The organism is Salinicola avicenniae, assembly GCF_023736115.1.
GTDB classification, from domain to species: Bacteria; Pseudomonadota; Gammaproteobacteria; order Pseudomonadales; family Halomonadaceae; genus Salinicola; species Salinicola avicenniae.
This window is the reverse complement of the sequence record NZ_JAKQZC010000004.1, coordinates 499,525-514,093: the sequence shown is the minus strand read 5'-3', so window position 1 is coordinate 514,093 and position 14,569 is coordinate 499,525. Positions and strand designations below refer to the sequence as shown.

The 14,569-nt window shown below is 66.9% G+C and carries 14 protein-coding genes; 8 read left to right on the top strand and 6 right to left on the bottom strand.

The features are described 5' to 3' along the window. Positions 1 to 21 precede the first annotated feature (21 nt). The 8 genes from MC381_RS11725 to MC381_RS11690 all read left to right on the top strand — a co-directional run bounded on the left by MC381_RS11725 (position 22) and on the right by MC381_RS11690 (position 7,950). Positions 22 to 582 (top strand): outer membrane lipoprotein carrier protein LolA, encoded by a 561-nt coding sequence (locus tag MC381_RS11725; RefSeq protein ID WP_251977929.1) that lies wholly within the window; start codon positions 22 to 24, stop codon positions 580 to 582. Beyond that, positions 579 to 2,891 carry an MMPL family transporter gene (locus MC381_RS11720; protein ID WP_251977928.1) on the top strand — a complete coding sequence of 771 codons (2,313 nt, stop codon included), beginning with the start codon at positions 579 to 581 and terminating at the stop codon, positions 2,889 to 2,891. Before MC381_RS11725 ends, MC381_RS11720 begins: the two co-directional genes overlap by 4 nt. Beyond that, entirely contained in the window at positions 2,884 to 4,152 is a 1,269-nt protein-coding gene (locus MC381_RS11715) for an NAD(P)/FAD-dependent oxidoreductase (protein ID WP_251977927.1), read from the top strand. Before MC381_RS11720 ends, MC381_RS11715 begins: the two co-directional genes overlap by 8 nt. After that, positions 4,149 to 4,763, top strand: coding sequence for a DUF3261 domain-containing protein (locus MC381_RS11710; RefSeq protein WP_251977926.1), 615 nt, complete (start codon positions 4,149 to 4,151; stop codon positions 4,761 to 4,763). Before MC381_RS11715 ends, MC381_RS11710 begins: the two co-directional genes overlap by 4 nt. Then, positions 4,760 to 5,947 (top strand): beta-ketoacyl-ACP synthase, encoded by a 1,188-nt coding sequence (locus MC381_RS11705; protein WP_251977925.1) that lies wholly within the window; start codon positions 4,760 to 4,762, stop codon positions 5,945 to 5,947. The genes MC381_RS11710 and MC381_RS11705 overlap by 4 nt, the downstream gene beginning before the upstream one ends. A 72-nt stretch (positions 5,948 to 6,019) precedes the next feature. Further along, positions 6,020 to 6,463, top strand: coding sequence for a hotdog family protein (locus MC381_RS11700; protein ID WP_251977924.1), 444 nt, complete (start codon positions 6,020 to 6,022; stop codon positions 6,461 to 6,463). A 27-nt stretch (positions 6,464 to 6,490) separates the two neighbouring features. Beyond that, positions 6,491 to 7,228, top strand: coding sequence for a 3-oxoacyl-ACP reductase FabG (gene fabG, locus MC381_RS11695; RefSeq protein WP_251977923.1), 738 nt, complete (start codon positions 6,491 to 6,493; stop codon positions 7,226 to 7,228). Between the two features lie 116 nt (positions 7,229 to 7,344). Beyond that, positions 7,345 to 7,950, top strand: a complete 606-nt coding sequence (locus MC381_RS11690) for a hypothetical protein (RefSeq protein WP_251977922.1) — start codon at positions 7,345 to 7,347, stop codon at positions 7,948 to 7,950. 103 nt (positions 7,951 to 8,053) lie between these two features. On the opposite strand, the gene MC381_RS11685 is transcribed toward MC381_RS11690, so the two are convergent. The 6 genes from MC381_RS11685 to MC381_RS11660 all read right to left on the bottom strand — a co-directional run bounded on the left by MC381_RS11685 (position 8,054) and on the right by MC381_RS11660 (position 14,515). Then, entirely contained in the window at positions 8,054 to 8,914 is an 861-nt protein-coding gene (locus tag MC381_RS11685) for a universal stress protein (RefSeq protein ID WP_251977921.1), read from the bottom strand. Positions 8,915 to 9,022: 108 nt separating this feature from the next. Further along, positions 9,023 to 10,510, bottom strand: coding sequence for a SulP family inorganic anion transporter (locus MC381_RS11680; RefSeq protein ID WP_251977920.1), 1,488 nt, complete (start codon positions 10,508 to 10,510; stop codon positions 9,023 to 9,025). A 361-nt stretch (positions 10,511 to 10,871) separates the two neighbouring features. Then, complete coding sequence (gene mntR / locus MC381_RS11675) at positions 10,872 to 11,291, bottom strand: manganese-binding transcriptional regulator MntR (RefSeq protein WP_251977919.1); 420 nt, start codon at positions 11,289 to 11,291, stop codon at positions 10,872 to 10,874. A 70-nt stretch (positions 11,292 to 11,361) separates the two neighbouring features. Beyond that, positions 11,362 to 12,639, bottom strand: a complete 1,278-nt coding sequence (locus MC381_RS11670; RefSeq protein ID WP_251977918.1) for an Nramp family divalent metal transporter — start codon at positions 12,637 to 12,639, stop codon at positions 11,362 to 11,364. Positions 12,640 to 12,845: 206 nt separating this feature from the next. Next, positions 12,846 to 13,577, bottom strand: a complete 732-nt coding sequence (locus tag MC381_RS11665; RefSeq protein ID WP_251977917.1) for an HAD family hydrolase — start codon at positions 13,575 to 13,577, stop codon at positions 12,846 to 12,848. 110 nt (positions 13,578 to 13,687) lie between these two features. Next, positions 13,688 to 14,515 (bottom strand): slipin family protein, encoded by an 828-nt coding sequence (locus tag MC381_RS11660; protein WP_251977916.1) that lies wholly within the window; start codon positions 14,513 to 14,515, stop codon positions 13,688 to 13,690. Positions 14,516 to 14,569: the final 54 nt, after the last annotated feature.

Genomic DNA, 14,569 nt, shown 5'->3' with positions numbered 1-14,569 from the left:
AGACATCACAAGGACGTAGGCATGTCTCCCAGAATCCTGCTTTTGAGCCTGCTGCTGTGCCTGCTACCGGTCAGCGCCCAGGCCTTCGATCTCGGCGATCTCCAGCAGCGACTCGCGGCCACACCCTCGCTGGCCGGCAGCTTCGAGCAGCAACGCTATCTTGCCGACCTCGACAGCACCCTCGATAGCCGCGGGCGCTTCCGTTTCGTGCGGGGCGAACGCGTGGTCTGGCAGCTGGAGGCGCCCGTCGAGGAGCGCATCGAGCTGACGCCGGAAGCGATCACCAGCGGCAGCGGCGACCAGGCCCCGCCGGGCGGTGAGCAGGTCGCCCAGCTCTTTCTGCAACTGCTGGAAGGCGACTGGCAGGCGCTGGAGTCGCGCTTCTCGATCACGCTCTCGGGCGAGGCGGCGCAATGGACGGTCAATCTGATTCCGCGGGAGGCCGCCCTGCGCGAACGCATCGAGCGCATCATCCTGAACGGCGGTGAACGCTATCTCCAGCGTCTCGAGATGCAGACCCCGACGGGCGACAGACTCCACGTCCGCCTGTTCGATCAACACACCCTCGCGCCCGACGCATGAGCCATCCGGGTTCCCGTCGACTCGCCTGGCTATGGCTGGTCGTCCTGCTGGCCTGCGCCGTCTGGCTCGCAGTGATGCTGCGCCAGGGCGTGCCGGCGGATACCGATCTCACCGCGCTGCTGCCCGCCGATCGCCAGGCACCGCTTGCCGAGCAGGCGGACCGCTCGCTCGGGCGCGGCTTCGAGGATCGATTCCTGCTGCTGCTGCATAGCGACGACCGGCGCGAAACCACTCGCGCGCTGGCCGAGCGCCTGCAGGCACTCGAGACGCCGGGGCGCCTCGCCGGCCTGGACTGGCGCGAACTCGACCTCGCCGATGACGATCCGCACGACTGGATGGGGGCTTGGCGCTATCGGCTGCTCACCCCGGCGGTGCAGCAGGCCATTGACACCGATAACGGCGAGTCGCTGGTCGCCCCGGCCCTGCGCCGGCTCTTCTCGCCTGCCTCGCGGCCGGACCCGGTCGCCGATCCCTTCGCCCTGCTGGATCAGTGGCTGGCAACCCAGCCTGGCAGTCCGATCCGCGCCGCCGACGGCCTGCTGACGCTAGACGCCGACGGTGAGCGCTTCAGCGTGCTGATCGGTCAGCTCGACGGCTCTCCCTATTCACTGCCGCTACAGCAGGCGTTGCACGAGACGCTGACGGCGTTTCAGCAGGCCCATCCCGATGCCGAGCTGCTGCGCTCCGGACTGGTGTTTCACGCGGCCGCCGGCGCGCGCCAGGCACGCCACGAAATTTCCACCATCGGCGCGGCATCGCTCGTCGGCGTGCTGCTGCTGATCGGCTTCGTCTTCCGGTCACCGCGCGTGCTGCTGCAGCTGATGCTGCCGCTGCTAGCCGGCTCGCTGTTCGCCCTGACACTGACGCTCGGCGTATTCGGTCGCCTGCACCTGCTGACGCTGGCCTTCGGCGCCAGCCTGATCGGCATCGCCATCGACTACGTGCTGCACCTGCAGTGCGACCGCGCCATCCAGGGAACGGCCTTCCGCCTGCGCCGGCTGCTGCCGAGCCTGACACTGGGACTGATCTCCAGCGTGGTCGCCTACGTCGCCCAAGCGCTGACGCCCATGCCTGGCCTGCGCCAGATGGCCGCCTTCGCGGCCTTCGGGCTGATCGGCGCCTGGCTGACCGTGGTGCTGTGGCTGCCACGCTTCCGCCTGCGCGCCAATCCGGCGACCGCGCGGCTGGCCGAGCGCTGGTGGCGGCTCAGCCAGCCGCGGCGACGTCTCTCGCCTCGGGTCGCCCTGATCGCCGCTGTGCTGCTGATCGCCCTGTGTGCCTGGCGCCTCGACAGCGACGACAGTCTTGAGCTGCTCAACCCCTCGCCAGCCTCGCTGATGCAGAGCGAAGCCCGTGTTCAGCGCCTGCTCGACCGCGATACCGGTAGCCGTTACTTCCTGGTGCGCGCCGCCGACGAACAGGCGCTGCTGGCCCGTCTCGGCGAGCTCGATACGGCCCTCGACGCGGCCATCGCGGACGGCCTGGCGATCGACTATCAGTCGCTAGCCGACACCGTGCCGACACTGGCCGAACAGCAGCGCAATCTGGCGCGTGTCCGCACGCTCTACGCCGTGCCGCTGGAGACACTGGTCGCGCGCGCCGGGCTGCCATCGACACTACCCGAACGTGCCCGAGTGGCGCTCGACGAGAGCACGCCGCTGACGATAGCCGCCTGGCTGGAGACGCCGCTGGGTCAGTTTCAGCAGCGACTCTGGCTGGGCGAGACGCCGGCGGGAGACGTCGCTGCCACGGTGGTACTCCAGGGCGAGCGCAGTGCCGAGGTCGATGCCCGCCTGACGACCCTGGCCGAGACCCGCGACGGCGTGACCTACGTCGATCGTGTCGAGCGCATCGGCTTGCTGCTCGGCGAGCTGCGCCGCCACACCGCCGGCTGGGTCGCGCTGGCCATGGCGTTGATGAGCCTTGGCCTGGCCTGGCGCTATCGCCGGCGAGCGTGGCGGGTGGTGGCGCCCCCCTTCGGCGCTACGCTGATCGTGCTGTCGGTCTTCGCCATCGCCGGTGTCCCGCTCAACCTCTTCAACCAATTGGGCCTGCTGCTGGTCTTGGGGATCGGGCTCGATGCCGGTATCTTCAACGTTGAGCACGCCCGCCGGCCGTCGGCCTGGCTGGCGATCACGCTGTCCACGCTCACCAGCCTGCTGGCGTTCGGCACGCTGGCCTTCAGCGCTACCCCGGCACTGCACTACCTGGGCCTGACCTGCCTGATCGGCCTGGCCAGCGTCTGGCTACTGGTGCCCTGGGTGCGTCCCCCTTCGACCGACAGTCACGAGGAGCGCACACATGTCTGACGTCGACGTCATCGTCATCGGTGCCGGCCCCGCAGGCGCCGCAGCTGCAGCACGTCTGGCGACCCTCGGGCGCCGCGTCCTGGTACTCGAGCGCAGCCACTTCCCGCGCTTCTCCATCGGCGAGAGCCTACTGCCACAGTGCATGAGCCACCTCGAGGAGGCCGGCCTGCTGGAAACGGTCATCGCCGCCGACTACCAGCCGAAGAATGGCGCCGCCTTCACCCGGAACGGCCACGAAACGGCCATCGACTTTCGCGAGAAGTTCACCCCGGGCTGGGGCACCACCTTCCAGGTCGAGCGTGCCGACTTCGATCAGCGCCTGATCGACGCGGCGTGCGCCAAGGGCGTCGAGGTTCGGTTTGGCGTCAGCGTCGAGGCGTTTGTCGCCGACGCGACTCGCCCGACGGTCACGCTGCGCGACGAGACTGGCGAGACGCAAACCCTGAGCGCCGGATTCGTGCTCGATGCCAGCGGCTATGGCCGCGTGCTGGCGCGTCTCGAACAGCTCGAGCGCGACGCCCGCCTGGCGCCCCGCAGTGCGCTCTTCACCCATGTGCAGATACGCACCGACGACCCGCGGCACGACCGCGAGAAGATCCTGATCGGCGTGCATCCGCAGCAGCCCGACATCTGGTACTGGCTGATCCCTTTCCGCGACGGCCGCGCCTCGGTCGGCGTGGTGGGCGACGACGCGACGCTAGCCGCCGCCGGCGACACTCCCGCGGCCTGCTGGCAGGCGTGGGTCGACGCCGAGCCACGCTTTGCCGAACTCCTCGCCGACGCCGAGCCGCTGCGGGCGGTCGGCGAACTGCACGGGTACTCCGCCGATGTCTCCCGCCTGCACGGCCCGGGCTATGCGCTGCTCGGCAATGCCGGTGAATTCCTCGATCCGGTCTTCTCCTCCGGCGTCACCATCGCCCTGCGCTCGGCCAGCCTGGCGGCACCGCTGGTCGACCGCGTGCTCGACGGCGAAACCGTGGACTGGGAGGCGGCGTTCGAGCGCCCCCTGCGCGAGGGAATCGAGACCTTCCGCGCCTTCGTCGATGCCTGGTACGACGGCCGCCTGCAGACGATCATCTTCCACGACGATGCGCCAGCGGAGATCCGTGCCCGTATCAGCGCGATTCTGGCCGGCTATGCCTGGGACCGCAGCAATCCCTTCGCCAGCGCCTCGCGCCGACACATCGACACGCTGGCGGCGCTCTGCCACCTGCGCCGAAAGACGGGCGACGATAGCGAAACGCAGGGAGTCGGAACGTGATCGACCGGGTGACTGCCACCGCACAGGAAAGACATCGAACCACCCTACGTCGCAAGCTTGGCGGCCTGGGGCTCGCCGCACTGCTACTCGCCGTGAGTGCCTGCAGCCTGACACCGCCGGTCTCGCCCTCACCACCGCTGGCCGCTGCCGCCACCAACGAGACGCTGCGCGCCCGACTCGCCTTCACGCCCGACGACGGCGAGACGCGCACGCTGATGGCCGTGATCCGTATCACGCCGGCAGCCCTGCGTGCCGTGCTGGTGACGCCCTACGGCCAGCGTCTGACGACGCTGGTTCGCGATGCCGAAGGCGCCCGCTTCGAAGCCGGCGACGCCCCCGGCGAACCGCCGCTGCCGATACCGCCGGCCTGGCTCGCCTCACGCCTGGAGTGGAGCCTGTGGCCGCTGCCAACGCTCACCGAGGCATTTGCCGGCAGTGCCTGGGACGTCAGCGAAGATCGGCATGCCCGAGAGATCACTTATCACGCGCGGCTGGCCGCGCGCATCACCCCGCCGCCAGATCCCCGGCACCGCCAGCCGCTGACGCTGGATGACCGCCAGGGCGGCTACCGCTTGACGATCACGCCGCTGGAGGAGCACGGCAGCCCATGACATCGACCTTCCCCTGCCGCCTCTCTCGCCCGGGTGTGGTCTGCTCGCTCGGCAGCGACCTGGAGACCATCGCCGACGCCCTGTTCAGTGGCGAACGTCATCTGCCCCTCAGCGATGCCTTCACGCCCGGCCGCGCGCTGCCGCTGGGCCGGGTTGACGAGCCGCTACCCGACGCCAGCGCTTGGCCGCGCGACCATCGCTCACGCAACAATCGTCTGCTGGCGCTGGCGCTGGCCCGGCTCAGTCCCGCCCTGGAAGCGCTGCTGGCACGCGTGCCTGTCGAGCGGATCGGCGTGGTGATCGGTACCAGTACCTCGGGCATTGGCGAGACCGAACAAGCCATCGCCGCCAGCGGCCACGAAGGCGCGTTGCCCGAGGATTTCGCCTACGCGCGTCAGGAACTCGGCGCGCCGGCGCGCTTCGTTGCCGACCGGTTGGGTCTCGAAGGCCCCTGCTACGCCCTCTCCACCGCGTGCAGCTCCAGCGCCCGCGCCCTCGCCAGCGCACGGCGCCTGCTGAAAAGCGGCCAGTGCGATGCGGTGATCGCCGGGGGCGCCGACAGCCTGTGCCAGCTCACCGTCAACGGCTTCGCCAGCCTGGATGCAGTGAGCGCCCATCCCTGCCTGCCCTTCTCGCGCCAGCGCGACGGCATCAACCTGGGTGAGGCGGCGGCGCTGTTCGTGGTCACGCCGGAAGGCGGCGGCGTACAGCTCGCCGGCATCGGCGAGAGTGCCGACGCCCACCATATTTCGGCACCGCGACCGGATGGCAGCGGCGCCGTCGACGCCATGCGCCAGGCGCTCGCCATGGCCGGCTATGACGTCGACGACATCGACTATCTCAATCTTCATGGTACCGGCACGCCGCTCAACGACAGTATGGAAGCCGCCGCCGTGACGGCGCTGTTTCCGACGCCTCCGGCCTGCAGCTCGACGAAAGCCTTGACCGGACACACGCTGGGCGCCGCCGGCGCCCTCGAGGCCGCCTTCTGCTGGCTGACACTGGCTCGGGGACGGCTTCCGCTGCACCGTTTCGACGGCGACTACGACCCGGATCTGGCGCCGCTGCCGCTGGTGTTGGCCGCAGAGGTACCCGCGCGAGCTCCCCGCCGCACCCTGAGCAACAGCTTCGCCTTCGGCGGCAACAACGCCAGCCTGCTGTTAACCCTGACCGACGACGCGTGATCTCGACCTTTGGCTACTTTCGCTCCCCCCCCTCCCACGCCTGCACCGCTCGCCCCGGTCCTGCCGTGTCCCGTGGCACCGCTGGTCCCTCATGCCCGCGGCATGTGTCTGCTGGCGCAGCTGATCGCGGTCGACGATGACAGCGCCACGGCGACAGCGTTGACACAGCCCGAGGACCTGTTCGCCGAAGCGGCGGGCATCCCGGCCTGGGTCGGCATCGAGTGGATCGCCCAGACGGTCGCCGCCTGGGGCGGCTATCGCGCGGCCGCCAGCGGTGAGCCGGTCACGCCCGGGCTGCTGCTCGGCAGCCGCCGCTACCGCAGCCGCCTCGCACACTGGCCGTTCGGTCGCGAGATCGTCGTTGTCGCCTCACTCGACTTCGTTGCCGACAACGGGGTCACTCAGGTCAGTGGGCGGCTGGCGTGGCGCGATGACGATGAGGGCGCCGAACCGCTGGCCGAAGGCACCCTGACGCTTTATCGTCCCGACTCCCTGCCCGCGCTCGGCGATGCCTGAGCGCGGCGATTTCGTATTCGAGGCTGCATGAAAGAGACGACTTCCGACACCATTCTCGTGACCGGCGCCAATCGCGGCATCGGCGAAGCTATCGCCCTACGTCTCGCGCGTGACGGCTTCGACCTGGCGCTGCACTGCCGGCGACCCGGCGAGGACATCGAACGGGTGCGCGCGGCGGTCGAGGCCGAGGGTCGCCAGGCGCGACTGATCCACTTCGATGTCACCGACCGTGAGACGGTCAGGACACAGCTTGAAGCCGATATCGCCGAGCACGGCTGCTATCACGGCGTGGTCTGTAACGCCGGGATCACCGCAGACAAGCCGTTCCCGGCGCTAGAGGGCGAGGATTGGGACAGCGTGCTGCGCACCAACCTGGATGGTTTCTACAACGTGCTGCACCCGCTGGTGATGCCGATGATCCAGCGCCGCCGCCCCGGGCGCATCGTCACCCTATCGTCCATGTCGGGGCTAACCGGCAATCGCGGGCAGGTCAACTACAGTGCCGCCAAGGCCGGGATTATCGGCGCCACCAAGGCGCTGGCGGTGGAGCTGGCCAAGCGCCAGATCACCGTCAACTGCGTCGCGCCGGGCTGGATCGACACGCGCATGACCGATGCGCTGTCGCGTGACGAAGTGCGCAAGCTGATCCCGATGCAGCGTACCGGTCAGGCGGAGGAGATCGCCGGCACCGTGAGTTTTCTGTGCTCGAAGGATGCGGCCTACATCACCCGCCAGGTGATCGCGGTCAACGGCGGCATGTTCTAGTCGCAGCGGTCATCACAGGGAAATGGGTAGTCGCCGCGCCGACAGGCTCAAGAAACCTCAGCGCAAGCCGATAGATCACGCTATCGGCGGCTAACGCCTTCGCAATGGACTTGGCTATGAAATCCGGCGTCTCCATCGCCCTGATCGTGATCCTGCTGCTGGCCATGGCGGGCGGCGGGATTCTCGCCAGCGACCTGAGCTGGCCGCTGCCTGCCGAGGCGCTGGCGCCCCTGGGGCTCTATCTGCTGGCGCTAGTACTGGCAGGCTGGCTCTGCGTGCAGCTGGTCATTCTGGTTCGCGGGCTCTCGCGCCAGCAACAAGCGCTCACCGACAGTCAGCAGGCCGTGCGCCACCAGCTCGAGGCGGCGGAACTGTCGCAATTGATGGGGCAGTTCGTGCGCCACACCGAAGCACTGCTCGACAAGGAGAGCCTCGATCCCAACAAGCGTAGCGTGATGCGCTGCCTGGCGATCGATGCGCTACGCGGCAACCGCGGGCGCGGCGACGTCAACTACACGCGCCTGGCACGGCTGTTCGAGTGGCTTGACGACGAGGCCAAGCGCCACGAGCACGACCACCACCGGCTGCAGCTGATGCTGCCGACCTTGATGCAGTATGCCGATATCGCCTGGCAGCTCTGCCAGATCGGCGAAAGCCAGACGGATAAGCTCTCTCGCTTCCTCGCCCATCGCCCCGCCCCGCCGCCGCGCGACGACGAGTAACCCCCAGGCGCGACCGATGTTGCGAATTCAATACGGCGAATGACGACATACCGAGCGGGGCACGACACGCGCCCACCGCCGACGGCGAAGGCGCGTCCGACTGTCAGCGCAGGATCAGCGTCGCAGCACGAGACTGTTGCAGCATCGCGGTCGTGGTACTGCCGACAAGCAGATGGCGAATTCGCGAGTGGCCATAGGCGCCCATGATCGTCAGATCGATGCGCCGGCTATCGACGTAGTCCGATAGCTGTTCGTCGACGTCACCCGCGAGAATTTCCCCCTCCGCTTCGACGCCGCCTTCGCGTAGCGTCTCCAGCGCCCAGGAAAGCTGGGCGCGCTGGTCGTCGGTTCCCGCCCCGACCATCACCACGTGGCAGACCAGACCGTTAAGCAGCGGACTGTCGGCAATCATTTCGACGCCCTTGCGCGTGGTCCGGCTACCGTCGAAGGCCAGCATCAGCCGCGTCGGCGCTGCGAACGACTCGGGTACGACCAGAATCGGCGTATGCAGCGTGCGCACGACTCGCTCGAGATTGCTGCCGAGGTGACCCTGTGCCTCGTCGGCGGACTCGCCGCGCTTGCCCAGCACGACCAGTCGGGACTGCGGCTCGCGTTCGACCAGCGACTCGATCAGGTCGCCATGACGCAGGGCAATCGTGCTTGTCGTCGTCGGCGCGATGCGCTCGACCTGTGCCTGCGCCGCCGCCAGCAGCTCGCGACCGTGTTGCTGCGAAAGCTTCGCCCGCTGCGCATCGAGCTCGGTCAACTGCTCGCGCAGATGCTCGCGGCTGCCGAGACCGATCTGGCCGCTGGCGTCCGCTGGCCCGCTCGACTGCCCCTTGCTCAGCACGTGCATCAGCTCCAGCGGTACACCGAGGCGCTGTGCGGCCCAGGCCGACGCGGCACAGACCGCCAGCGCATGCCGGGAGTCATCGATACAGGCCAGTACCTGACGTTCGCTCATGGCGTTCTCCTTGGATTCATCGTGACGCCTGCCGGTGATCGCGCGCCGACGCGTCCCCCCTGCGATAATGCCCCGGATCACTCTCTCCGGGGCGTGACCGATGGCCGCTCAGTGCCCCATCAGTTTCTCGACCGCCTCCGGTTTGTCATGGACGGCGAAGCGGTCCACCAGCGTGGCACTGGCCTGATTCAGACCGACCACCTCGACTTCGGTACCCTCGCGACGGAACTTGATCACCACGTTGTCGAGCGCCTCGACGGCGGTAATATCCCAGAAGTGCGCGCGGGAGACATCGATGACCACGCGCTCGACGGCGGCCTTGAAATCGAAGCCGGCGGTGAAGCGGGTCGTGGAGGCAAAGAACACCTGCCCAACGACCGCATAGTTTCGCGTCCGGCCGTCGTCGTCCATGCGACTCCCGATGTAGAGGATCTGACCGACCTTGTTGGCGAAGAACAGCGAGGCCAGCAGGACACCGACCAGCACGCCGATCGCCAGATTATGCGTGGTGACCACGACGACGACGGTGGCCAGCATGACGACGTTGGTCGACAGCGGATGACGTCGCAGATTGCGGATCGACTCCCAGCTGAAGGTCCCGATCGAGACCATGATCATCACGGCCACCAGCGCCGCCATCGGAATCTGCGATACCCAGTCGCCGAGGAAGACCACCAGAATCAGCAGGAAAACGCCGGCCACCAGGGTCGACAGGCGCGTGCGGCCGCCGGACTTCACGTTGATCACCGACTGGCCGATCATCGCGCACCCGCCCATGCCGCCGAACAGGCCCGAGACGAAGTTTGCCAGCCCTTGTCCCTTGCACTCGCGGTTCTTGTCGCTGTCGGTATCGGTCAGCTCATCGACGATCGTCGCCGTCATCATCGACTCCAGCAGGCCGACAACGGCGATCGCCAGCGAGTAGGGGAAGATGATCATCAGGGTCTCGAGATTGAGCGGGACATCCGGCCACAGGAAGACCGGCAGCGAATCCGGCAACTCGCCCATGTCGCCCACCGCGCGGATGTCCATGCCGCTGAGCATGTAGACCGCCGTCAGCACCACGATGCAAACCAACGGCGATGGCAGCGCCTTGCCGATCACCGGCAGATAGGGGAACAGATAGATGATGCCGAGGCCGGCGGCCGTCATCGCGTAGACGTGCCAGGTCACTCCGGTCAGCTCCGGCAGCTGGGCCATGAAGATCAGGATCGCCAGGGCATTGACGAAGCCGGTCACCACCGAACGCGAGACGAAGCGCATCAGATTGCCCAGCTTGAGATAGCCGAACACGATCTGCAGTACCCCGGTCAGCAGCGCCGCCGCCAGCAGGTACTGCAGCCCGTGATCACGCACCAGCGTGGTCATCAACAGCGCCGTGGCACCGGTCGCGGCAGAGATCATCCCCGGACGGCCACCGGCGAAGGCGATCACCACGGCCATCGAGAAGGAGGCGTAGAGCCCCACCTTGGGGTCGACACCGGCGATGATCGAGAAAGCGATCGCCTCCGGTATCAGCGCCATGGCGACCACGGCGCCGGCGAGCACATCGGCACGCACGTTGGAGAACCATTGTTGTCTTATCGACTCGAGCATGGGAGTTCCCTTGTTGCTTTGGCGGCCTATCGTGGCGGGCCACGTCTCGTGATCGGCCGACGCACTCGCCTGACGGCAGAGGGACGGCACCGATGACGCGCAGCTTGGTGCGAGACAGGTCATGACGAATTGAACGTAAGATACGAGAATCATCGCCGCGAAGACCAGCGCTCCACGACGATCGGGACGACGACGCACGTCGCGAAGGGGGGCAAACCGCTAGGGTGGCGTAGTTCGGAGGTCAGCTTGCTGCATGTGGCCAGCCCAGGTGAGCACGTCGAAAAGGCCGACGCGCGGGGATTCAGTCAGTGTCGAGGGCGCGGAGTCTACCATCGAATCCGCAGCGGATCATCCGCCGAGGCTAGTTCTGCGTCTCCAGAAAACGCTTCATCGCCTCGACCGTGGCGTCGCTGCAGTGGTGCTCGATACCTTCGGAATCGGCTTCGGCCACATGCGGCGGCACGCCCAGTGCGACCAGCGTGGACAGCACCAGCTGATGTCTCGCCTCGACCTTCTCGGCCAGATGGCGACCCTTGTCGGTCAGGAAGACGCCCCGATAGGGACGGGCCTCGGCGAGACCGTCGCGCTTGAGCCGCGCGATGACCTTGGAGACGGCCGCGGCGCTGACGCCGAAGCGTTCGGCCAGATCGCTGGCGCGCGCTTCGCCGTGATCGCGATGCAGCTGGGCAATCTCTTCCACGTAGTCTTCCACCAGCTCCTGCTGGTGATCGAGACGCGTGCGCTCGAAGCGGGCATAACGTGGGCCTGGCGTGACAGACATGGCGCTCTCATCAAGGGCTATTGGTTGGCGCGGCGGCCGGAACCGGCCATTGTGCCACGACTAGCAGAGCCTACAGCAACTCGAAGGCCAACACATAACCATTCAACAGGATGATGATCGCCGCCGCGCCGCAGGCAAGCAGCGTCACCCCGCGCCGGTTGGTCAGATTGCCCATGATGCCGCGCTGCGCGGTGAACTGGATCAGCGGAATCAGCGCGAAGGGAATGCCAAAGCTCAGCACCACCTGGCTGGCGACCAGTACCTGCTGTTCGGGAAACCCGAGCATGATCACCACGATGGCCGGCAGCATGGTCAACAGCCGACGCAGCCAGATCGGGATGGTGAAGCCGACAAAGCCCTGCATCACGACCTGCCCGGCCAGCGTGCCGACGATCGACGAGGAGAGCCCGGCCAGCAGAAGCGTGAGACCGAACAGCGTGCTGGCGAGATCGCGATCCATCAGCGGCGCAAGAAGCTGATAGCTCTGTTCGATCGATGCCACGCCGGTCCACCCGCTGTCGAAGAAGACCGCGGCCGCGAGTGCCAGCATCGACAGATTGATGATGCCCGCAATCCCCATGCCGATGATCACGTCCCAACGGTAGTAGCGCATCGCACGCTGACGCTCGGCGTCGGTTCGGGTGGGGATGCGCCGCTGCGACAGCGACGAGTGCAGATAGATCACATGGGGCATGACCGTGGCCCCGAGGATGCCTGCGGCCAGAAAGACCGCATAACCATCCGGGAACTGCGGTAGCAACATGCCTTCCAGCGCCGGTGCGGCCGCCGGCCCGCCCATGATGATCTGGACCACGAAACCGGCCGCCACCGCCAGCAGCATGCTGCCGATGATCACCTCGAGCAGGCGGAAGCCGAAGCGCTGCATGTAGAGCGCCGCATAGGTGATAACGCCGGTCAGCAGCGCCCCTTCCAGCATCGATAGGCCAAACAGCAGATTGAACGCCAGCGCCGCGCCGAGAAATTCCGCCAGATCGGTGGCGATCGCCACCAGCTCCGCCTGCACCCAGTAGCACCAGACCAGCGGACGCGGATAACGGTCACGGATCATCTCGGCCAGATTGCGCCCGGTGGCGAGCCCCAGGCGCACGGAGAGCGTCTGGATCAGCATCGCCATCAGATTGGCCCACAGCACGACCCAGAGCAGCGTATAGCCATAGCGGGAACCGGCTTCGATATTGGTCGCGAAGTTGCCCGGATCGATATAGGCCACCGCCGCGATCAGTGCCGGGCCGAAGAAGGGCAGAAACCGTGTCAGCGCCGAGCGGCGCCGGCGCGCGTCGGGCGCGGCGTCGCTGTGACGGCGGGAGTCGGCGAGAATATCTGACACGTAGGCCTCTCGGAATGGATTGACCGACCGGCACTTTTATATGCCCCGGTTATCAAGTTAAACCTAGGTTGATAAATTACCCGCGAGGCGGCCGGGACGCAACGCTCCCGCTAGATGAGTTGTTTCAATCGAGTCGATAGCGACGCGCTTTGCCCCTTTCGATCGGGCCCTGGCTGGGGTCGTCGTTCAGCGCCACTGCCTCTGCATCAGCGCCACTGCAGTATGGGCCAGCCGCGCGCGTCGGCCGTCTCGCGCAGGCGCGCGTCAGGCTGGGTCGCGTGCGGATAGTCGACGAACTCCAGCAGCGGCAGATCGTTGAAGGAGTCGCTGTAGCCCCAGGTCTCCCAGCCGGCCGCGAAACCGGTATCGTGGGCGTCCAGCCAGGCGGAGAAGGCCTCCAGCTTGCCGCGCTGATAGGTCTGGATACCGATGGGCTCGCCGGTAAAGCGATCGTCGGCGTCGAACTCAGGCAGCGTCGCGAGCGCGCCGTCGGCGCCGATGGCGCGCGCGATCGGCGCGACCAGATGATGCATGGAGGCGGAGATCACCAGCGTGGCATGGCCATCGCGAGCATGCTGCTGCAGACGCTCGACGCCGCCAGCCATCAGTCGCGGACGCACCGACTGTGACACGAACGCTTCGACCTGGGTGCGCACCGAATCGCGCGATCGCCCCTTGAGCGGCGCCAAGGTAAAGCGTAGATGCGCGGTCATGTCGAGCGTGCCGGCGTGATATTGGCGATCGTGGTCATGCATCTGCGCCAACAGCGCCTCGCCGTCGGCGACCCAGCCGCAATCGATGATCCACTCGAGCCACAGCTGGGTGCAGTCGCCGTCGAGCAGCGTATCGTCGAGATCGAAGATCGCGAGCGCCGAGGGCGGATTCGCGGTAGACGATGACGCGGATGGTGAAGAAGAGGCGGATGGTGAGGTGGCCAAGCGGGGTCTCCGGATCGTGTCGTCGGGAAACCCTCAGCATACACATTCCGCATTGGCTCGAAAGCGCCCGGCGGCATCACGAGCAAAGGCCACTGGCGACGGCCCCCACGCTAGTCTTCGCCGGTACCACCCGCAGAAGGCCCTGCCGACGGCTCGTCGCGGTGGCCATCGTGCGTGTCGCCGCCCCTACCGCCCATTCCCTGCATCGCCTTGAACGCTTCCATGATGTCCAGCGGCAGCGGAAAGACGATGGTCGAGGCGTTCTTGTTGCTCATGTCGCTCATGGTCTGCAGGTAGCGCAGCTGCAGCGCCGCCGGGTTGGCAGACATCACATTGGCCGCCTCGAGCAGCTTCTCGGACGCCTGCATCTCGCCCTCGGCGTGGATCACCTTGGCCCGGCGCTCTCGCTCCGCCTCGGCCTGCCGGGCGATGGCCCGGATCATGCTCTCGTCCAGGTCGACATGCTTGATCTCGACGTTGGCGACCTTGATACCCCAGACCTCGGTCTGGGTGTCGATGATCTCCTGAATATCGTCATTCAGCTTGTCGCGTTCGGAAAGCATCTCGTCGAGGTCATGCTTGCCGAGTACCGACCGCAGCGTGGTCTGAGCCAGTTGGCTGGTGGCATTGACGAAATTCTCGACCTGGATGATCGCCCGCTCCGGATCGACCACGCGAAAATAGAGCACGGCATTGACGCGCACCGTGACGTTGTCCTGAGAGATGACGTCCTGCTCCGGCACATCCATGGTGATCACCCGGAGATCGACTACCTCCATCTTCTGTACCACCGGAATCAAGAAGAAGAGTCCCGGCCCCTTGACGCTCTGGAAGCGGCCGAGAAAGAAGACCACGCCACGCCGATACTCCGGCAGGATCCGGATCGAGGCCACCAGCAGCAGGATCAGCAGTACGACAGGAATCAGATAGGCCAACATCGGTCGTCTCCTCTATAGCGCGACGGTCCGCGCCATCGCATCGTGACGGTCCAC